The organism is Actinomyces howellii (genome assembly GCF_900637165.1).
Lineage (GTDB): Bacteria > Actinomycetota > Actinomycetes > Actinomycetales > Actinomycetaceae > Actinomyces > Actinomyces howellii.
The window spans coordinates 2835487-2853628 of sequence record NZ_LR134350.1 but is presented as its reverse complement, the minus strand read 5'-3'; the positions used below and the strand labels follow the sequence as shown (position 1 = coordinate 2853628).

The 18142-nt window shown below is 73.2% G+C and carries 16 protein-coding genes; 8 read left to right on the top strand and 8 right to left on the bottom strand.

Translation table 11 applies throughout. The features are described 5' to 3' along the window. Positions 1-10: 10 nt before the first annotated feature. Positions 11-2863, bottom strand: coding sequence for a preprotein translocase subunit SecA (gene secA / locus EL245_RS11900; RefSeq protein ID WP_126383414.1), 2853 nt, complete (start codon positions 2861-2863; stop codon positions 11-13). 185 nt (positions 2864-3048) lie between these two features. Between secA and EL245_RS11895 the strand changes: the two genes are divergently transcribed. Together EL245_RS11895 and hpf are read left to right on the top strand one after the other, a co-directional pair. Further along, positions 3049-3951 carry a ComF family protein gene (locus EL245_RS11895; protein ID WP_126383412.1) on the top strand — a complete coding sequence of 301 codons (903 nt, stop codon included), beginning with the start codon at positions 3049-3051 and terminating at the stop codon, positions 3949-3951. Positions 3952-4163: 212 nt separating this feature from the next. Next, positions 4164-4814 (top strand): ribosome hibernation-promoting factor, HPF/YfiA family, encoded by a 651-nt coding sequence (hpf, locus tag EL245_RS11890; RefSeq protein ID WP_126383410.1) that lies wholly within the window; start codon positions 4164-4166, stop codon positions 4812-4814. Positions 4815-4970: 156 nt separating this feature from the next. Here the strand turns inward: hpf and EL245_RS11885 are convergent, their stop codons facing one another. From EL245_RS11885 to mtrA, 3 genes are all read right to left on the bottom strand, one after another. After that, positions 4971-6692 (bottom strand): GerMN domain-containing protein, encoded by a 1722-nt coding sequence (locus EL245_RS11885; protein ID WP_126383408.1) that lies wholly within the window; start codon positions 6690-6692, stop codon positions 4971-4973. Next, on the bottom strand, positions 6689-8563 hold the full coding sequence (gene mtrB, locus EL245_RS11880) for an MtrAB system histidine kinase MtrB (RefSeq protein ID WP_232009762.1): 1875 nt from the start codon (positions 8561-8563) through the stop codon (positions 6689-6691). Before mtrB ends, EL245_RS11885 begins: the two co-directional genes overlap by 4 nt. A gap of 63 nt (positions 8564-8626) precedes the next feature. Further along, positions 8627-9310 carry an MtrAB system response regulator MtrA gene (mtrA, locus tag EL245_RS11875; protein ID WP_126383406.1) on the bottom strand — a complete coding sequence of 228 codons (684 nt, stop codon included), beginning with the start codon at positions 9308-9310 and terminating at the stop codon, positions 8627-8629. Between the two features lie 155 nt (positions 9311-9465). Here mtrA and EL245_RS11865 point away from each other — a divergent pair, with 155 nt between their 5' ends. Genes EL245_RS11865 through EL245_RS11845 form a run of 5 tightly spaced genes read left to right on the top strand, consistent with a single transcriptional unit; the run spans position 9466 to position 14875 of the window. Then, complete coding sequence (locus EL245_RS11865) at positions 9466-10638, top strand: glycerophosphoryl diester phosphodiesterase membrane domain-containing protein (RefSeq protein WP_161512706.1); 1173 nt, start codon at positions 9466-9468, stop codon at positions 10636-10638. Between the two features lie 28 nt (positions 10639-10666). Next, entirely contained in the window at positions 10667-11353 is a 687-nt protein-coding gene (locus EL245_RS11860; protein WP_232009761.1) for a DUF4129 domain-containing protein, read from the top strand. Beyond that, positions 11350-12540, top strand: coding sequence for a DUF4350 domain-containing protein (locus EL245_RS11855; protein WP_197719416.1), 1191 nt, complete (start codon positions 11350-11352; stop codon positions 12538-12540). Before EL245_RS11860 ends, EL245_RS11855 begins: the two co-directional genes overlap by 4 nt. Continuing rightward, positions 12537-13553 (top strand): AAA family ATPase, encoded by a 1017-nt coding sequence (locus tag EL245_RS11850; protein ID WP_126383400.1) that lies wholly within the window; start codon positions 12537-12539, stop codon positions 13551-13553. The genes EL245_RS11855 and EL245_RS11850 overlap by 4 nt, the downstream gene beginning before the upstream one ends. 29 nt (positions 13554-13582) lie before the next feature. Then, the gene (locus EL245_RS11845; protein WP_126383398.1) at positions 13583-14875 is read left to right on the top strand and encodes a DUF58 domain-containing protein; all 1293 of its coding nucleotides are present in this window, start codon (positions 13583-13585) and stop codon (positions 14873-14875) included. Positions 14876-14961: 86 nt separating this feature from the next. Here the strand turns inward: EL245_RS11845 and EL245_RS11840 are convergent, their stop codons facing one another. Continuing rightward, positions 14962-15957 carry a stage II sporulation protein M gene (locus tag EL245_RS11840; RefSeq protein ID WP_126383396.1) on the bottom strand — a complete coding sequence of 332 codons (996 nt, stop codon included), beginning with the start codon at positions 15955-15957 and terminating at the stop codon, positions 14962-14964. A gap of 14 nt (positions 15958-15971) precedes the next feature. Here EL245_RS11840 and EL245_RS11835 point away from each other — a divergent pair, with 14 nt between their 5' ends. Next, on the top strand, positions 15972-16835 hold the full coding sequence (locus tag EL245_RS11835) for an RDD family protein (RefSeq protein WP_126383394.1): 864 nt from the start codon (positions 15972-15974) through the stop codon (positions 16833-16835). 34 nt (positions 16836-16869) lie between these two features. Here EL245_RS11835 and EL245_RS13745 read toward each other — a convergent pair whose 3' ends face one another. Genes EL245_RS13745 through EL245_RS11820 form a run of 3 tightly spaced genes read right to left on the bottom strand, consistent with a single transcriptional unit; the run spans position 16870 to position 18113 of the window. Next, positions 16870-17178 (bottom strand): Trm112 family protein, encoded by a 309-nt coding sequence (locus EL245_RS13745; protein WP_232009760.1) that lies wholly within the window; start codon positions 17176-17178, stop codon positions 16870-16872. 1 nt (position 17179) lies between these two features. Then, positions 17180-17623 (bottom strand): DUF3499 domain-containing protein, encoded by a 444-nt coding sequence (locus tag EL245_RS11825; protein WP_126383392.1) that lies wholly within the window; start codon positions 17621-17623, stop codon positions 17180-17182. A 49-nt stretch (positions 17624-17672) separates the two neighbouring features. Beyond that, on the bottom strand, positions 17673-18113 hold the full coding sequence (locus tag EL245_RS11820; protein ID WP_126383390.1) for a metallopeptidase family protein: 441 nt from the start codon (positions 18111-18113) through the stop codon (positions 17673-17675). Between the last annotated feature and the right edge of the window lie 29 nt (positions 18114-18142).

Below are 18142 nucleotides of genomic sequence, written 5' to 3'. Positions count from 1 at the left end.
GCCTGGAGGCTCAGCGCTTGCGCTTGCGCGAGGCGCGGCGCTGGGCGCGGTTGCCGACCGCGGCCCGCTGGCCGCCCTCGGCGCCGGAGCGCGTCGAGGGCGCCCCACCGCCGTCCTGGGTACGGGCCGTGCCGTCCTCGCCCGGGGCCGAGTAGGTGACCCGGCTGTCCATCGCCTGCTGGCCGGTCGAGCCCAGGACCGTGCCGCCAGCGCCTCCGGCTCCCGCCGAGCCGGCCTGGACCCGGATGCGCGCAGCGCCCGTGCCGTCGGCCGTGGCCACCGTCTGGGCCGCCTCGGCGGTCCCGTCGGCCTCGGCCCTGGCGGCCGCGGCCTCGAAGCGGGCGGCGTTGGCGAAGATCTGCTCGACGGTCTCCTCGCGGATCCCCTCCATCATCGCCTTGAACATGTGGGCGCCCTCGTTGGCGTACTCGACGAGGGGGTCGCGCTGGGCCATGGCCCGCAGGCCGATGCCCTCCTTGAGGTAGTCCATCTCGTAGAGGTGCTCCCGCCAGCGCTTGTCGACCACCGCCAGCAGGACGCGGCGCTCCAGGGTGCGCATCGGCTCCTCGCCGAGCTGGGCGCGGGCGAGCACGTTGCCGTCCAGACGCCCCTCAGCCTCCTCGTAGGCCACCGCGGCGTCCTCGGCCAGCTCGGTCGACAGGCGCTCGGCGGTGAGCCGGTCGACGCCGCCGACGGCCTCGATGAGCTCCTCGCTGGTGAGCGAGACCGGGAAGAGGTGGCCCAGGTCGTCCCACAGGGCCTCGAGGTCCCACTGGTCGGGCCGTCCCTCGGCGGTGCGGGCGCGCACGATGGTGTCGACGGCCTGGGAGCGGAAGCGCTCGACCTGGGGCTCGAGGTCCTCGCCGTCGAGCACCCGGCGGCGCTCGTCGTAGACCTTCTCGCGCTGCTCGGTCATGACGTCGTCGTACTTGAGGACGTTCTTGCGGATCTCGTAGTTGCGGGACTCCACCTGGCGCTGGGCCGAGGCGATCGCTCGGGTGACGATCTTGGACTCCAGCGGCACGTCGTCAGGGTAGGCGCCCGAGGCCATGATCCGCTGGGCCGCCCCGGAGGCGAACATCCGCATGAGGTCGTCCTCCATCGACAGGTAGAAGCGCGACTCCCCGGGGTCGCCCTGGCGGCCGGAGCGCCCGCGCAGCTGGTTGTCGATCCGCCGCGACTCGTGGCGCTCGGTGCCCAGCACGTAGAGCCCGCCGAGCTCGACGACCTCGTCGTGCTCGGCCTTGCACGCCTCGCGCGCGGCACGCAGGGCCTCGGGCCAGGCCTTGTCGTAGGCCTCGGCGTTGTCCTCCGGGTCCAGGCCGGCCTCCTTGAGGGCGGCCACGGCGATGTACTCCGCGTTGCCCCCGAGCATGATGTCGGTTCCGCGCCCGGCCATGTTCGTGGCCACGGTCACCGCGCCCTTGCGCCCGGCCATCGCCACGACCGCCGCCTCGCGGGCGTGCTGCTTGGCGTTGAGGACCTCGTGGGCGATGCCCCGCTCGGTGAGCATGGCCGACAGCGCCTCGGACTTCTCCACGCTCGTGGTCCCCACGAGGACCGGCTGGCCGGTGGCGTGACGCTCCTCGATGTCGTCGACGACGGCCTGGAGCTTGGCGTTGACCGTCGTGTAGACGAGGTCGGGCTGGTCGATGCGGATCATCGGCTCGTTGGTCGGGATCGGGACGACCCCGATCTTGTAGGTGCCGGCGAACTCGGCCGCCTCGGTCTCGGCGGTGCCGGTCATGCCCGAGCGGGAGCCCTCGGGGTAGAGCCGGAAGTAGTTCTGGAGCGTGATCGTGGCCAGGGTCTGGTTCTCGGCCTTGATCTCCACGCGCTCCTTGGCCTCGATGGCCTGGTGCATGCCCTCGTTGTAACGCCGGCCCGGCAGGACACGGCCGGTGTGCTCGTCGACGATGAGCACCTCGCCGTCGCGCACGATGTAGTCCTTGTCGAGGGCGAACAGCTCCTTGGCCTTGATCGCGTTGTTGAGGAAGCCGATGAGCGGGGTGTTCTCCGACTCGTAGAGGTTGTCGATGCCCAGGTAGTCCTCGACGCGCTCGATCCCGGGGGCGAGAACGCCCACGGTGCGCTTTTTCTCGTCGACCTCGTAGTCCTTGCCCGCCCGCAGGCGCTGCGCGATCCTGGCGAACTCCTGGTACCACTTGTTGACGTCGCCCGAGGCCGGGCCGGAGATGATGAGCGGGGTACGGGCCTCGTCGATGAGGATGGAGTCGACCTCGTCGACGATGACGAAGGCGTGCCCGCGCTGGACGAGGTCCTCGGGCCGCTGGGCCATGTTGTCGCGCAGGTAGTCGAAGCCGAACTCGTTGTTCGTGCCGTAGGTGATGTCCATCGCGTACTGCTCCCTGCGCTGGGCAGGGGTCTGGCCGGTCAGGATGCACCCGGTCGACAGCCCCAGGAACCGGTGGACGCGGCCCATGAGGTCGGACTGGTACTCGGCGAGGTAGTCGTTGACCGTCACGACGTGCACGCCCTTGCCCGTCAGGGCACGCAGGTAGGAGGGCATCGTGGCGACGAGGGTCTTGCCCTCACCGGTCTTCATCTCCGCGATGTTGCCCCGGTGCAGAGCCGCCCCTCCCATGATCTGGACGTGGTAGGGGCGCATGCCCAGGACGCGGTCAGCGGCCTCGGCGACCGTGGCGAAGGCCTCGGGCAGAAGCTGGTCGAGGGTCTCGCCGTCGGCGTAGCGCTCCTTGAGCTCCTCGGTCTGCTCCTTGAGCTCCTCGTCGGTGAACTCGCGGTAGTCGTCGGCCAGGGCCTCGACCTGGGTCGCGATGGCGTCGAGCTTGCGGAGGGTGCGTCCCTCACCGATGCGAAGGATCCTGTCGACGATCGACACGCTTGGCCTCTCCCTTGTTCGTGGCGGTCCCAGGTGGCTTCCGGGGCAGGAGCCCGGTGCCGCCGGGCACAGACGCCCCTCATGGTACGTGCGCCGGATCGGCGCCACCGTGTGGGATCGCTCATCGCGATCAGCCTGTGCCGTGCAGCCCGCCCTCCGGCGGACGCCTCCGGCGGGGACCGGCCATGAGCACGGGGACCGGGTCTCGTGGCCCCCGCCGCACCCGGCCGCGCTGGGCTGCTGCCTGGTCGGGCACCTGGCAGGCACTGGCCGGGCCGCTGCTGGCGGCCCTGCGGCTCGTCCTGCCCCCGACCTGCGCGGGCTGCGGGCGCTGGGACACGGTCCTGTGCGCCGGCTGCCGCGAGCTCCTGCGAGGCCCGGCCCTGCCCGTGCACGCCGATGCCGCGGTCGGGCTCGACGTGCGCTCGGTCGCCCTCTACGCCGGGCCCGTGCGCGCCCTGGTCCTGCGGTGGAAGAACGGGGCGAGGGAGGACCTGGCCGAGGTGCTCGCCGAGGTCGGCCGCGAGGCCGGGAGGCAGTGGGCACGGTCCCTGGGAGCGACGACGGCGCTGGTCGGCCAGGGGCCGCTGTTGGTCGTCCCTGCTCCCTCGGGCAGGGCCCGCCGCCTGCGGGGCAGGCTCGTGGCCGCGGACCTGGCCGACGCGGTGGCTCAGGGAGCGGCCCGGGGGTGGTGCCCCCCGGCACCTGCGGCCGTGCTCAGCGTCGACCTCCTGCGCCGCCGCCGCGGACCGGCGCACCAGGCAGGCGCCTCAGCCCGCGGCCGACGCCGCAACCGCGCCGTGCCACCACGTGTCCTGGCGCCGGTCGAGGGCGCCGCGGTGCTCCTCGTCGACGACGTCGTGACCACCGGAGCCACCCTGGGCGCCTGCGCCCGTGCCCTCGAGGCGGCCGGTGCGCGGGTGCTCGGGGCCCTGACCGTCGCGGCCACTCCCCCGCCGGGCGGGCCCCGGGGCGCCACCCTCCCGCCCGCCGTGCCCGTCCCCGGTGAGCAGACCGCCGGAGCAGGCGGGGCAGGCAGGGAAAGGCAGGGACAGGAGCACCGGCGTCGGTACGTGACCAGGCCGTGACCTTCCCGGGCTCGCGCCAAAGGGCGGCATCACCCCTGATGGTGTAGGTTATGAGACACCGCACATAGGCGTGCGCAGGGGCTGTCATCCCCCTCGCGCCCCGGCACTCAGGAGGTGGTGGACGACCATCCAGAGCCCGCCGCGAGGTGCGGCGGGTGTCCTTCAGCCCATCCCCCAGGGGATCATCAGAACCCCAGAAAGAGGTTCCAGCCATGGACATCACCGTCGTCGGCCGTAACGCTGAGATCAGCTCTCGCCTACGGGACTACGTCGAGGAGAAGACGACCAAGGTCGAGCAGCTCGACCCCCGTGTCCAACGTGTCGAGGTCGAGATCACCCACGAGCGCAACCCGCGCCAGGCGGACACAGCCGAGCGCGCTGAGATCACAGTCGTCTCCAAGGGCCCGATCATCCGCGCCGAGGCCAGCTCCTCCGACCGTTTCGCCGCCTTCGACATCGCGATGGGCAAGCTGACCGAGCGCCTGCGCCGCGCACGGGACCGCAAGAAGGACCACCACCGCTACGTCGTCGACGTGCCCGGGCAGGCCCCTGCCGCCGCCCCGGCGGCCGCGGAGGAGGTCGTCGTGCCCGACACCGGCGACGCCCCCATCGAGGACACCCCGTCGGCCCCCACCCAGACCGGCGTGGCCGTCGAGTCCCAGCTCGGCGACTCCCCGGTCATCGTGCGCCAGAAGCTACACGAGGCGGTGCCGATGACCGTCGACGAGGCGCTCTACCAGATGGAGATGGTCGGCCACCCCTTCTACCTCTTCATCGAGAAGTCCACCAAGCAGCCCTGCGCGGTCTACCACCGTCACGGCTGGACCTACGGGGTCATCCGCCTGGACGCCCAGGTCCTGTGACGGCCCCACAGACCTGACACAGGTGCTCTGCGGGGACGCCGGGCAGCTCCGTCTCGCGCACCCGGCGTCCCTGGCGCCCCGTGTCCTCTCGCGCCCTCTCGTGCCCTCTCGAGGGGGCACGAGGCCTCTTGTGGCCCGGTCAGGGCGTCCCGCGGGTCACACGAGCGGGTAGGACACGTCGCTCACGTCGGTGGCCACGACCCGCCACGTCGTACGGGAGCGCTGCCAGACCCGGTTCGACGCGTCGGTCAGGCTCATCACCTTGCCGACCCTGTCGGAGGCCATCGCCACCGCGCCGCGGGCACCGACCGTCGCTGACGTCGTGCCCGCCACCTGAAGGACCCGCACGTCCCGGACCTCCTCGTCCTGACGGTGGGGCGCCAGGACGGCGACGCTCACCGTGTCGTACCAGGACACCGAGCTCGTCTCGGCTCCCTCCGCCCCGACGAGGTCGAGGGGATCGCCCAGGCCGACGGGGACGCCGTCGTCGTCGCGCCGCACCACCGCGACCGAGACCCGCTCGTCCTGCCCCGAGCGGTGCCTGACCGCGCATCGGGCCGACTCCGCGGACAGGTCGAAGGCGATGACCTGCCTGCCCTCGAGCCAGGGGACGGACAGCTCGGGCCTCTGCCCGACGTGGTTGACCACGGTGAGCGTCCCGTCGGCGGCCGTCCACACCCAGGCGTGGCGGTCCACGACAGGGGGCAGGAGACCGCCTGCGGCGGCGTCGGCGTCACCCGCCGACAGGATGACGCTGGCGGCCGCCTGGCCGGCACCGGCGCGCAGGAGGCTGGAGGCCGACAGGACGTAGACGCTCCCGTCGGTGCCCACGGCGGGGTGACGGGCACCGGTCGTGCCCAGGGCCGCGGCCGCCACCAGCGTCGCCCGCGTCGAGCTCGTGCCCTGGACGACATTGCCCCCGCTCATCCCGACCAGGGGGCCCGGCGAGGCGGTCACCTCGGGCAGGCTCGCCGACTGGGGAAGCAGCTCGCCGTCGAGGTAGACGCTGACCCGGGACACCGAGTCGATCTCCCGCAGGCTCTCCCACAGCTGGGCCACGAGCAGGGGCAGGTCCTCCTCGGGGACCCTGGCACGCCCCCCCGTGAGCCGGACGACCGCCGTCCCGGCCGCGGGTTCGGCGACCTCCTCCTCGAGCACCGCCCCAGCCGGCAGGGCGGTCACGACCCCACCGGCGAGCCACGGCGAGGGCCCGGACACGAAGGCCTCGACGAGGTCGGGCAGCAGGGACCCGCGCGGCAGCCAGCGCAGCTCGGGGACGAGCCGCTGCCTGTCCGGGGTCAGGAAGTACAGCGCCGCGGCACGAAAGCTCGAGGACAGCCCGCTGACCGGCACGAGCACACCGGGAGGCAGGGTCGCGATGCGCCACTGGCCGTGGGCGTCGGCGGCCAGGGTGAAGGTCGCCGTGTAGCCCGCCGCGTCGGCGGCCGAGAAGATCCCGTAGTCCCCGACCGAGCCGAGCAGGTCGGCCTCGACACGCACCGAGCCGTCCAGGGCGCGGGTGACGACGGGCTCCTCGGAGCCGGGGTAGACCCGGACGGTCTGCGCCGGGTCCCAGGACCCGGCCGCGGAGGTGAGCAGGAAGCTGCGGGCGGTGGCGAAGTCGTCGAAGAAACCGGCCACGCACGCCCGCAGGAATCCCGAGACGATCTGCTCGGGGGAGGCGTCCACGGCCGGGCCGGCCGCGGTCTGCACGAGCATGGAGTCCTCGACCTCGACGACGTCGGACTCACCGATCTCGCCGGCGCGCGGCGCCCCGGCGCAGGCCCCCAGCCCGAGCGCCCCGAGCGCCAGCGCCGCCAGCGCCCGCCGGCGTGAGGCTCCCCCGCGCCCCGCGGGTGCGTCGTCCCGCGCGCTCACCGGCGGCCCTCCGACCTGCCGCGCCCGCCGCTGTCCTCGGGGGTGCGGGCGCTGGGGGCGTCACCCGGGCCGACGACCGTGACCCGGCGCGGTCCGGCCGCCTGCTCCCCGTCCCGGGCATCGGCCTGCTGCCCCGACTCGCGGACCACCTCGGACCGGCGGGAGGCCGGCGCGGGGGCCAGCGTGCCGCCCGGAGCCGCCGAGGCCTCGCCCGCGGCGCCCCCGCGGCGCGTGGCGGCCCGCGCCACCCCGGGGGCGTCGTCGGGGACGACGTCGAGAGGCCCGGGCAGGGTGTAGGTCCCCGGCGCCCCGCCGGGACCCAGGGAGCGGGGAAGGACGAGCAGGAAGGAGGCACCGTCGGCGGGCCAGCCCCAGGCGGTGATCGTGCCGCCGTGGAGCGAGGCGTCCTCGAGGGAGATCGACAGGCCCAGGCCGGTGCCGCCCAGGGTGCGACGCCTCGAGGGGTCGGCGCGGTAGAAGCGGTCGAAGACCTTCTTGACGACGTCGGGGCTCATGCCCACGCCGTGGTCACGCACGCGCACGGCCACGGAGTCCTCTCCGGCCGCGACGGTGATGTCGATGGGCGAGCCCTCGGCGTGCTCGAGGGCGTTGACCACGAGGTTGCGCAGGATCCTCTCGACGCGGGTGGTGTCGACCTCGGCGACGACCGGCTCGGCCGGGGCGTCGACGCGGATCTCGGAGCCCTTGGCCTCGATGTGCACCGCGACGAGATCAAGGACCCCGCGCAGCACTGCCACGAGGTCGGCGTCCTCGGCGCGCAGCTGGACGCGGCCGGAGTCGATCCTCGAGATCTCGAGCAGGTCGGAGAGCATCTCCTCGAAGCGGTCGACCTCCCGCATGAGGATCTCGACGCTGCGTGCCGCGAAGGGGTCCTCGATCTCCTCGCGCGCCGCCCAGATCTGCTCGGAGGCCAGGCGGATCGAGGCCAGCGGGGTCCGCAGCTCGTGGGAGACGTCGGACACGAAGAGCTTCTCGACCTTCGACAGGTTCTCCCAGGCCTCGATCTGGGACTCCAGGGAGGCCGCCATGTCGTTGAAGGACCGGGACAGGGCGGCGATCTCGTCGTCACCCTGGACGACGAGCCGCTCGTTGAGCCGTCCGGCGGCCAGGCGCTGTGCCGCCAGGGAGGTGCGCCTGATGGGGATGAGCACCCGCCAGGTCAGCGCCCACACCCCCAGGATGAGGATGAGCAGGAAGCCGGTCCCGGCGATGAACACGGTCTGGGTCGTGCGCTCGATGACCCGCTCCTCGGGGGCCAGGGAGTAGACGATGTACATCTCGTAGGTCCCGGCCACCGGCAGGGACACCCGGGAGCCCACGACCAGCCCGGGCACCTCCCCCGCGGTGTCGGGGATGGTCACCCACTCGTAGTACTGCTTGCCGTCCGCGCCGTCGGCGACCTTGTCGCGCAGCTCGTCGCTGACCAGGGACAGGGGCACCTCGCCGGTCGAGACGTCGTTGATGATCTGGGGGGCCGACTCCTGGGGGGAGCGCTTCATGACCACTCCGACGACCCCCGCCCCGGAGGAGGACTGCCGGATGTCGGCGACCTCGTCCTCGACCACGGAGGTGACCTCGTCGGTGGTCGTGGCGCTGGAGTCGTCGAAGGCCTGCTGGGCGATGGTCACCCGCTCCCAGGCGTCGACGAGGACCGTGTCCTTGCGGTCCTCGTACACCGCGTTGGCGATCCGGGAGTTGACGGCGTTGAGCAGGACGACGATGAGGATGACGCCGGCCACGGTGGCCATGAGGGCCATGCGGGTGGCCAGGCTGCGCCTGACGGCGCGGACCGGGGTGTCCGGACGTCGCGGGGGCCGCGGCCCGGTGCGCGTCTGGGGCGGCTCGCTCATGCGGGCTCTCTCACTCCGGTGGGCACCCGTTCGCGCGGGGGGTCAGGGGACCGGTCCCAGGGCTCACGCCTGCTCGCCGGCGCGGTATCCGACGCCGCGCACGGTCACGACGATGACCGGGTGCTCGGGGTCGTGCTCGATCTTGGCCCGCAGGCGCTGGACGTGGACGTTGACCAGGCGGGTGTCGGCCGCGTGCTGGTATCCCCAGACCTGCTCGAGCAGCTCCTCACGGGTGAAGACCTTCCACGGTGTGCGAGCCAGGGTGACGAGGAGGTCGAACTCGAGGGGCGTCAGGGCGATCTTGGTGTCGCCGCGCTTGACCTGGTGCCCCGCCACGTCGATGTCCAGGTCGCCGGCGCGCACGTGCTCGGCGTTGCCGCCGTCGACGTTGCGGCGCAGACGGGTGCGCACCCGGGCGAGGAGCTCCTTGGACTTGAAGGGCTTGGTGACGTAGTCGTCTGCGCCGGCCTCCAGGCCCGCGACGACGTCCTGGGTGTCGGTCCGGGCGGTGAGCATGATGACGGGGACGTCGGACTCGGCGCGCAGCCTCGTGCAGATCTCGACGCCGTCGACACCGGGGAGCATGAGGTCGAGCAGGACGAGGTCGGGCCGGGTGTCGTGGAAGACCTCCATGGCACGGGCGCCGTCGGCGCAGAAGAAGGGGGTGTAGCCCTCGGCCTCAAGCATGATGCCGATCATCTCTGCCAGGGCGGTGTCGTCGTCGACGACGAGGATACGGGTGCTCATGGGTCTATCCTGTCACGAACCTGGAAGTTTCATGGGGACGCCATGCCCTGAGCCGACGCGGCGAAGGACACACACCCGTCTGGTGGATGCCCGCCGTGGGCTATCTCCTCCTCAGGACGGATCTCGCGAGGGGCCCTGCGTGGGACAGTGTGTCCATGTCGGATCACTCGAACGGATGGCTCCCGCCCACCGAGCAGAGCACGGGCCCCCAGGACCGGGCCGTGCCCCGGTACGGCGCCTACGACCAGGCCCCTGCGGGCCAGTACGGCCAGGACCACCAGCAGGGCCAGTACGGCCAGTACGGTCAGCACGGTCAGTACGGTGCGGGTGCCGGCTCCTACGGGCTGCCGACCGGTGGCTTCGCCCTGGCACCCAAGCCCGGGATCGTCCCCCTGCGCGCGCTGGGCGTCATGGAGATCATCTCCGGCGCCTTCGACGCGATCCGCGCCAACCCACGGGCCATGCTCCTGCCCTCCCTGCTCATCATGACGCTGACCGGGCTGGTCTCCGCGGGCATCAGCTACGCGGCCACCGAGGCGACGGCCAGCACCCTTGACGACCTCGCCTCCAGCGACGGGCAGGTCCCCCTGGACACGTTCCTGGGCGGGACGGGCGGGATGCTCGGCACGATCGCGACCACGGTGCTCACCATCCTGGCCGGAGTGGTCCTGACAGGCGTGCTCATCATGGCGGTATCCCGCTCGGTCCTGGGCCGTATCGCCACGCCCTCGGAGATCTGGCGGCGCACGAGGTCCCGGATCTGGGCGCTGCTCGGCCAGACCCTGCTCATCGGTCTCATGAACGGGCTCGTGATCGTCGTGACGCTCGGCACGGCCACCTACGTCGGCTTCCGGCTCATCGACTCCTCGGCCAGCTACTCGGGGGCCTCCATCGCGGCCACCCTCATCATCGTGTTCCTCCTCATGCTCGCCGCCCTCATCGGCTCGCTCTACCTCACGACACGACTGTGGCTGGCGAGCTGTGCGCTCATCCTGGAGAACATCGGCGTGTGGGAGGGCATCCAGCGCTCCTGGACCCTGACCCGCCGCCACTTCTGGCGCGTCCTGGGCATCCTGCTCCTCGCCAACCTCATCACCACGGCGCTTGTGGGCGTCGCCTCCTCGGCGGTCGGCGGGCTCGGCAGCATCGTGCTCGTGGCGGTCCCCAACGGCATGGCCCTGTACATGGCTCTGAGCAACTTCCTCACCTCGCTGCTCCAGGCCGCCGTCCTGCCCTTCACGGCGGCGGTGACCGCACTGACCTACATCGACCTGCGCATGCGCGACGAGGGCCTGGACGTCGAGCTGCGCCAGGCCGCCGACTCGTGAGCCCCACCCGGACCCGATGATGAGTGCCATGTCCCAGGCAGCCGGTGCCGCCCTGCACCGTCTCGAGGCACGGGCAGCTCTCCTCGCCGCGCCCGCCGCCCCGGCGACCCCCGACGCCGAGGAGGCCCGCAGGCGAGCCGAGGCCGAGCTCGCCAAGCCCGTGTACCGGGAGCAGGAGAGCCTGTGGTCGGTGATATGGCGGTGGATCCGCGATCACCTCGACCCCCGGGACGTCGTGCCCCAGGTCCCGGAGTGGCTCTCGGTCCTCATCGTCCTGGTCCTGGCGGCCGTGCTCGTCGTCGCGCTGTGCCGCATGCTCACCAGGATCAGCGTGCTGCGTCGCGGGCGCGTGGGCGACGGACTCCTGTTCGACGACGACCGCGACTCCGCCGCCCTCGTGCTCGCCGCCGACGCCGCCGCCGGGTCGGGGGACTGGGCCACCGCGGTCATCGAGCGGTTCCGGGCGATCATCCGCTCACTCGACGAGCGCGGCGCGATCGAGGACTACCCGGGGATGACCGCTCGTGAGGCGGCTGACCTGGCCTCGACCGCCATCGGCGCGATGTCCGCGGACCTGGTGCGGGCCGCGGCCCTGTTCGACGCGGTCCGTTACGGCGAGCTCGTCGCCGAGCCCGCCCAGGACGCCTGGATGCGTGAGCTGGCTGACCAGGTGGCGCGGGCGCCGGTCACCGACCTGGCGGAGGCCGCCCGATGAGCGCCGGGACGCAGTCGCCCCCGCTCGGCACGGCGGACCCGCGCCCGGACCAGGTGGTGGGCCGCACCCTGCGCGAACGCCTGCGCCTGTGGAGACCCTTCGTCATCATGATCGCCGGCCTGGTCGTCGTCGCCGTGCTCACCGTCATCGTCAAGCCCGGGAAGTCGACGGTGCCCTACGCCCTCGACAACCCGGGCGCCAACGGGGCGCAGGCCCTCGCCCAGCTGCTGCGCGACGAGGGCATCGGGGTGTCGAGCGCCACGACGGTCAACCAGGCCGTCAGCGCCGGCGCCCAGGGCGCCACCATCGCGGTGCTCAACGCCCGCGACCTGTCCGTGGCCGACCAGGCGCGCCTGGCCGGCTCCGGAGGCGACGTCGTGGTCCTGGGCACGCGGTACGCCGACCTGTCGGGGCTGACCTCCCTGACGCCCACGGGCGCCTCGGCCACCTCGGACACGGTGCTGGCCCCGCAGTGCCCGGACGAGGACGCGGTCGCCGCGGCCTCGCTCATGGGCTCGCGGGGAACGGTGCGGATCGACGAGACCGACGGGGCCGTGGGCTGTTTCCCCGTCGCCGAGGGCGCCTACGCCTACGCGACGGCCCCCCTGGCCACCGGGGCGACCCTCCGCGTCGTCCCGGACGCCACGGTCGTGACCAACGAGAGACTGGCACAGGCCGGCAACGCCGCCCTGGCCATCCGGGCCCTGGGCCACCACGAGCGGGTCGTCTGGCTCGACGGCTCCCGCCTGTCGTCCACCGGCTTGTGGGACTCCCCCACCGTGCCCCCGTGGCTGCCGGTGGCCCTCCTCCAGGCCGCAGTCGTCGTCCTGGCCCTGGCCGTCGTCCGCGGACGGCGCTTCGGGCGCGTCGTTGTCGAGGAGATGCCGGTCGTCGTGCGCTCCACCGAGACGACCATCGGCCGCGGCCGGCTCTACCGGCGCGCCGCCGACCGGGAGCGCGCCGCCCAGGCCCTGCGCGCCGGGACGGCCGCCCGCCTGGGCCGTCTCCTGGGGCTGACCCCCGCGGCGGGGCGTCATGAGCTCGTCCAGGCCGTCGCCCGCGCCAGCGGGAGGCAGACGGAACATGTCGACCGGGTCCTGTACGGGCCCGTCCCCCACGACGACCGGTCCCTCGTGGACCTGGGCGTCGAGCTTGACCGACTCGAGAGCGAGGTCCATCCACGATGAGCACATCCACGATCCCCGAGGGCGTCGGTCAGGGCGCCGCCCCTGCACCCACAGGGGGCCCCGACGCCGACCCCCGCGAGCGCCTTGTCGCGGTGCGTTCCGAGGTCGCCAAGGCGATCGTCGGGCAGGACGCCGCGGTCACCGGCCTGGTCATCGCGGTGCTGGCCGGAGGGCACGTCGTGCTCGAGGGAGTGCCGGGAGTGGCCAAGACCCTGCTCGTGCGCTCCCTGGCCCAGACGCTGGCGGTGGACACCCGACGGGTGCAGTTCACTCCCGACCTCATGCCCGGCGACGTGACCGGCTCGCTCATCTACGACGCCCGCAGCGCGGAGTTCTCCCTGCGCGAGGGGCCGGTGTTCACCAACCTGCTCCTGGCTGACGAGATCAACCGCACCCCTCCCAAGACCCAGGCGGCGCTGCTCGAGGCGATGGAGGAGCGCCAGGTCTCCATCGACGGCACGCCCCGCCCCCTGCCCGACCCCTTCATGGTCGTCGCCACGCAGAACCCCGTCGAGTACGAGGGGACCTACCCGCTGCCCGAGGCCCAGCTCGACCGCTTCCTGCTCAAGCTCGTCCTGCCGCTGCCGGAACGCAACCAGGAGATCGAGGTGCTCTCGCGCCACGCCACCGGCTTCGACCCGCGCGACCTGGGCGGTGCCGGGCTGAGCGCGGTCGCCGGCCCGGCGGACCTGGCCGCCGCGCGCGAGCAGGTCCGCACGGTCGGCGCCTCGGCCGAGGTGCTGGGCTACATCGTCGACCTCGTGCGCGCCACGCGGACCTCGCCGTCGGTGGCGCTGGGTGTCTCGCCGCGCGGGGCGACCGCCCTGCTGGCCTCGGCCCGGGCGTGGGCCTGGCTGTCGGGCCGGGGCTACGTCACCCCTGACGACGTCAAGGCGCTGGCGCTGCCGACCCTGCGTCACCGTATCCAGCTGCGGGCGGAGGCTGAGATGGAGGGGGTCACCACCGAGTCGGTCGTCAACGGCGTCCTGCGCTCCGTGCCCGTCCCCCGCTGAGCGCGGGCACGAGGCCGAGAGGAGGAACCGTGTACCTGACGATGCGCACCGTCTGGCTGCTCGCCGCCGCGCTCGTGGCCATCGTGGCCGTGCCGCGTCCGCTGACCGCCGTCGTGTGGAGCTCGGTGGTCGCTCTGCTCGTCGGCGTCGACGTCCTGGCGGCCCCCTCCCCCAGGCAGCTGAGGGTCGAGCGCCGCGTGCCCCCCTCGGTCCGCCTGGGCGAGTCGGTGTCCACGACGCTGACGGTGACCAACACCGGGTCCCGGCCGGTCAGCGTCCTCGTGCGCGACGCCTGGCCGCCCTCGGCGGGCTCGACGCGCGAGCGCTCGAGCCTGAGCATCCCGGCCGGTGAGCGCCGACGCAGCCGCACGACCCTGACCCCCTCGCGCCGAGGTGACCGGAGGGCCGACCTCGTCTCCGTGCGCGTGCTGGGCCCCCTGGGGCTGGCGGGCCGGCAGGCCTCCCTGCTCGCGCCCGCCACCGTGCGGGTGCTGCCCGCCTTCAGGTCGCGTCGTCACCTGCCGAGCAGGCTCGCGCGCCTGCGAGAGATGGACGGTCGCAGCGCCGTCATGGTGCGCGGGGCGGGCACGGAGTTCGACTCCCTGCGCGAGTACGTCGTCGGGGACGACGTGCGTTCCATCGACTGGTTCTCCACCGCACGCCGCGCAGAGGTCCTCGTGCGCACCTGGCGCCCCGAGCGGGACCGCAGGGTGCTCATCGTCATCGACAGCGGCCGCCTGGCCGCCGCCCGGCTCGACGACGAGCCGCGCATCGACGCCCAGATCGAGGCGGCCCTCCTCATGGCGGCGCTGGCCACACGGGCCGGCGACCGGGTCGACCTGCTGGCCGTGGACTCCCGGAGCCGCGTCCAGGTGCGCGGCGAGTCCGGTCCGGCGCTCATGAGCGCCCTGGCCAACGCCCTGGCGCCCCTTGAACCGAGCCTGACCGAGACCGACTGGGCGCTGGTGGCCTCGAGTACCGAGTCGATCCTGTCCCAGAGGGCGCTCGTGGTCGTGCTCACCGCCCTGGACGGCTCGGGCGCCCATGCGGGCATGCTCAGGGCGCTGGCCTCCCTGTCACGCAGCCACACGGTCGTCATCGCCTCGGTCAGTGATCCTGGGCTGGCTCGCCTGAGCGCTGAGCGCTCGGACACCGATCGCGTCTACATCGCTGCGGCGGCCGAGCGGGACCTCATCGAGCTCGAGGCGGTGCGGGCCAGGCTGCGGCGGGCCGGGGTGGAGGTGGTCGAGGCCGGGCCTGGTGAGATCGCCCCTGCGCTGGCCGACACCTACCTCGCGCTCAAGGCCGCCGGACGGCTGTGATGGGCGTGCTCGGTATCAGCCCGCCCGGTGAGCCGGGCACGGTGACGGGCCCAGTGACGGGCCCAGCGACAGGCTCAGTGACGGGCTCAGCCCGCCTCGGGCGCCACCGCGCCCGCGGCCTCCTCCACGATGTCGCCGGTCTCCCCGGCCAGGACGGCCCGACGCCCCAGGACGAGCGTGTAGGCCCACAGTGCTGCCAGCGCCAGGACGCCGATGACGCACTTGAGCGCCCAGTGCAGCGGCGAGGGGGTGACGAAGCCCTCGATGAGGCCGGCCACGACGAGGGCGACGGCCATCCCGACGGCCACGGTGATGAGCGCCCTGCCCTCCTGGGCCAGCGCGACTGCGCGGGACCGGGGGCCGGGAGCCAGCAGCGTCCAGAACATGCGCAGCCCGGCGCCCCCGGCGATGAACACGCAGGTGAGCTCGAGCAGCCCGTGGGGCGTGATGAGGGCGAAGAACAGCCCGAGGCGGTCGTGGTCCGCCATGATCGCACCGGCCTGCCCCAGGTTGACGGCGTTGAGGTACAGGACGTAGGCCGGCAGGATCCCCGTGATCCCGGCGGCTACGCAGACGACGGCGATGCGCGCGTTGTTGGACCACACGAGGGCCGCGAACTCCTGGGAGGAGTAGGTCGAGTAGTAGCTCTCGAACTGCTGCCCGGCGTAGTCCGCCAGCTCCGAGCTCGTACCCAGGGCGCTCATCGCCTCAGGGCTGCGCAGCGTCCACACCCCCACGAGGACCGCCAGCGCCACCTCGACGAGGGCCACGCAGACCGTCCACCAGCGCAGGCGGTACAGCGCGGCGGGCACGGACACCGTCCAGAAGCGCAGGGCCTCGTGGACGCTGAGCTCCCGGGTTCCGGTGATCCTGCCGCGCGCCGCGGCAACGCGCGTCGACATCTCGCTGATGACCTGGGGGTCCGGGGCGCCGGCGCGGATACGGGTCAGGTGCGCGGCGGCGGCCCGGTACAGGCCGACGAGCTCGTCGGCCTCGGCGCCGGAGAGCCGACGGCGTCTGACGAGCTGGTCGAGGCGGTCCCACTGGTCGCGGTGCGCGGCCACGAATGCGTCGATGTCCACGAAAGGAGTCTGACATGGTGGACGAGCCACCGTCGTCGTCCGAGCGGATGATGACACCCGAGCTCATGATCACCGGCGAGGCGGTCGCCCTCGAGGTGGCTCCGGCGTCTGTCGGCGTGCGCCTGCTGTCGGGAGCGATCGACTACTCGATCTACGCCGGGGGCCTGTTCCTGACGAGCATCGGGGCGGTGGCCCTCGTCGAGACGTCGGGCTTCGCCTCCGACGCCCTCGTGCTTGTCGTCCTGAGCAGCATGCTGGCGCTGTGGGTGGTCGTCGTGCCCCTGGCGGTCGAGGTCCTCTCGCGCGGACGCTCCGCCGGGCGGCTCGTCGTGGGCACGAGGGTGGTGCGCGACGACGGCGGGGCCCTGCGCCTGCGGCACAGTCTCGTGCGCGTCCTGCTGGCGAGCGTCGAGATCTGGTCCTTCTCAGGGGTCGTGGCGGCGGTCGCGTGCGTGGTGACCAAGCGCGGCAAGCGTCTGGGGGACCTGCTCGCGGGGACCTACGTCGTGCGGGACCGCCCCGGGACGCGGGACGCCGCCCCGCTCATCATGCCCCCTGAGCTCGCCCAGTGGGCCGGGCAGGCCGATCTGCGGGCGCTGCCGGGCGATCTGGCCCTCGTCGCCCGGACCTTCCTGCAGCGCGCCTCGACGATGCGCCCCGAGGCCCGTCAGCACCTGGCCTACCAGCTGGCGGCCAGGGCCGAGCCGTACGTCTCCCCGCCGCCGCCCCCGGGGACCAACCCCGAGCGCTTCCTCGCGGCGGCCCTCGTCGCGCGCCGTGACCGCGAGCTCTTCCTCGAGCTGCGGGACCGTCGGTCCGATGAGCGGGCGCTCCATGCCCTCGAGGAGCTGCCCCACGAGATCGCCCCGCCCCGGTGAGCGTGCTCGCCCGAGCCGGTGCGCCGTCGTGCTCTCAGCCCTCGGGCGCGGCCTCGGTGGCCACCTGGGCCCCGGACAGGGACTCCGACAGGGACTCCGACAGGGACTCCGGCAGGGACTCCGACAGGGCCCCGGACACGGTCTCGGCCTGGTCGACGAGCAGGTGGGGCACGCCCTCGTGCACCGGGTAGGCCAGTCCCGCGGCCACCGCCACGAGCCGTGGCCCGCCGTCCGGGTCGCTGACGAGGGGCTCCCCGGTGGCCGGGCAGCGCAGCGCCTGGCACACCCAGGGGCTCAGCCCGGGCACGTGCGGGCCTGGGGTGGGTCCAGGGGTGGGCGGCATCTCACTCCTCCTTGTCGCCGCGCAGGACGCGCAGGTGGCCCCGGCGGGTGATCTCGCCGTCGCCCAGGCCAGTGAGATGGTCGGGCAGCGTGTCAGGCTCGTGGGTCACCGGCCCGGGCATGATGCCGCCGGGCCGACCTGCCCGTTCGGCACGGGGGGCCTGGGGGCGAGGTGCACGTGAGGCCTCGCGCACGGCGTCGGCCAGTGCCGTCAGGTCGTCGTCGGAGGGCGGCGCGGGGGCGAAGTCCGTGGCCAGCCGGATCACCTGCCAGCCCCGTGGGGCGGTGAAGGACTCCACGTGCCTGGCGCACAGGTCGTAGGCCTCGGGCTGGGCCTCAGTGGCCAGGGGGCCCAGCACGATCGTGGAGTCGGCGTAGACGCTCGTCAGGGTGGCGACGGCGGGGTTCTCGCAGCCGGGCCTGCGGCAGCGTCTCACTCTTCTCACGAGCGCAGGTTATCGTGCGGAGGCACTCGTGCCGACCCGCGCCGCCGTCTCAGGCCAGGTCGGGGTCGATCTCCTCGGGACGCCGCCCCAGGAGGAGGGCGACCTGCTCGACGACGACCCGCCGCACGAGCTCACCGAGCTCGGCCTCGCTGTGCGCCCGGCTGGTCACGGGGCGCCGGTAGACGACGATGCGGGCGGGCAGGCCGGCCCGGGCCTCGGCGGCGAAGCCGCGTCCCAGGACGACGCCGCCCTCCCAGGGCGCCGGGTCCGAGGGCGGCACCTCCTCGACGGCGAACTGCATGTCGGCGACCTGGGGCAGGCGCCGTGCCAGGTCGCTGGCCGCCGAGACGACCACCTCGTCGAAGTGCTCGGCCCTCGTCCGCCAGGCGGGGAGGTAGGGGGGCAGGAGGGGACCGCGCAGCCCGCGGCCGTGGCGGTCGCGGCGACGTGCGGGGACCGGTACGGGGGCGGGGCGTCTGGCCTGCGTCATCTCGCCAGCCTATCGGCCGGTCCTCCTCA

Bases quoted from the DNA above. Each gene is read 5' to 3' on its own strand.
- EL245_RS11895 (WP_126383412.1), top strand. From the start codon at position 3,049: ATGAGCACGGGGACCGGGTCTCGTGGCCCCCGCCGCACCCGGCCGCGC.
- hpf (WP_126383410.1), top strand. From the start codon at position 4,164: ATGGACATCACCGTCGTCGGCCGTAACGCTGAGATCAGCTCTCGCCTA.
- mtrB (WP_232009762.1), bottom strand. From the start codon at position 8,563: ATGAGCGAGCCGCCCCAGACGCGCACCGGGCCGCGGCCCCCGCGACGT.
- mtrA (WP_126383406.1), bottom strand. From the start codon at position 9,310: ATGAGCACCCGTATCCTCGTCGTCGACGACGACACCGCCCTGGCAGAG.
- EL245_RS11865 (WP_161512706.1), top strand. From the start codon at position 9,466: ATGTCGGATCACTCGAACGGATGGCTCCCGCCCACCGAGCAGAGCACG.
- EL245_RS11860 (WP_232009761.1), top strand. From the start codon at position 10,667: ATGTCCCAGGCAGCCGGTGCCGCCCTGCACCGTCTCGAGGCACGGGCA.
- EL245_RS11855 (WP_197719416.1), top strand. From the start codon at position 11,350: ATGAGCGCCGGGACGCAGTCGCCCCCGCTCGGCACGGCGGACCCGCGC.
- EL245_RS11850 (WP_126383400.1), top strand. From the start codon at position 12,537: ATGAGCACATCCACGATCCCCGAGGGCGTCGGTCAGGGCGCCGCCCCT.
- EL245_RS11835 (WP_126383394.1), top strand. From the start codon at position 15,972: ATGGTGGACGAGCCACCGTCGTCGTCCGAGCGGATGATGACACCCGAG.
- EL245_RS13745 (WP_232009760.1), bottom strand. From the start codon at position 17,178: ATGCCGCCCACCCCTGGACCCACCCCAGGCCCGCACGTGCCCGGGCTG.
- EL245_RS11820 (WP_126383390.1), bottom strand. From the start codon at position 18,113: ATGACGCAGGCCAGACGCCCCGCCCCCGTACCGGTCCCCGCACGTCGC.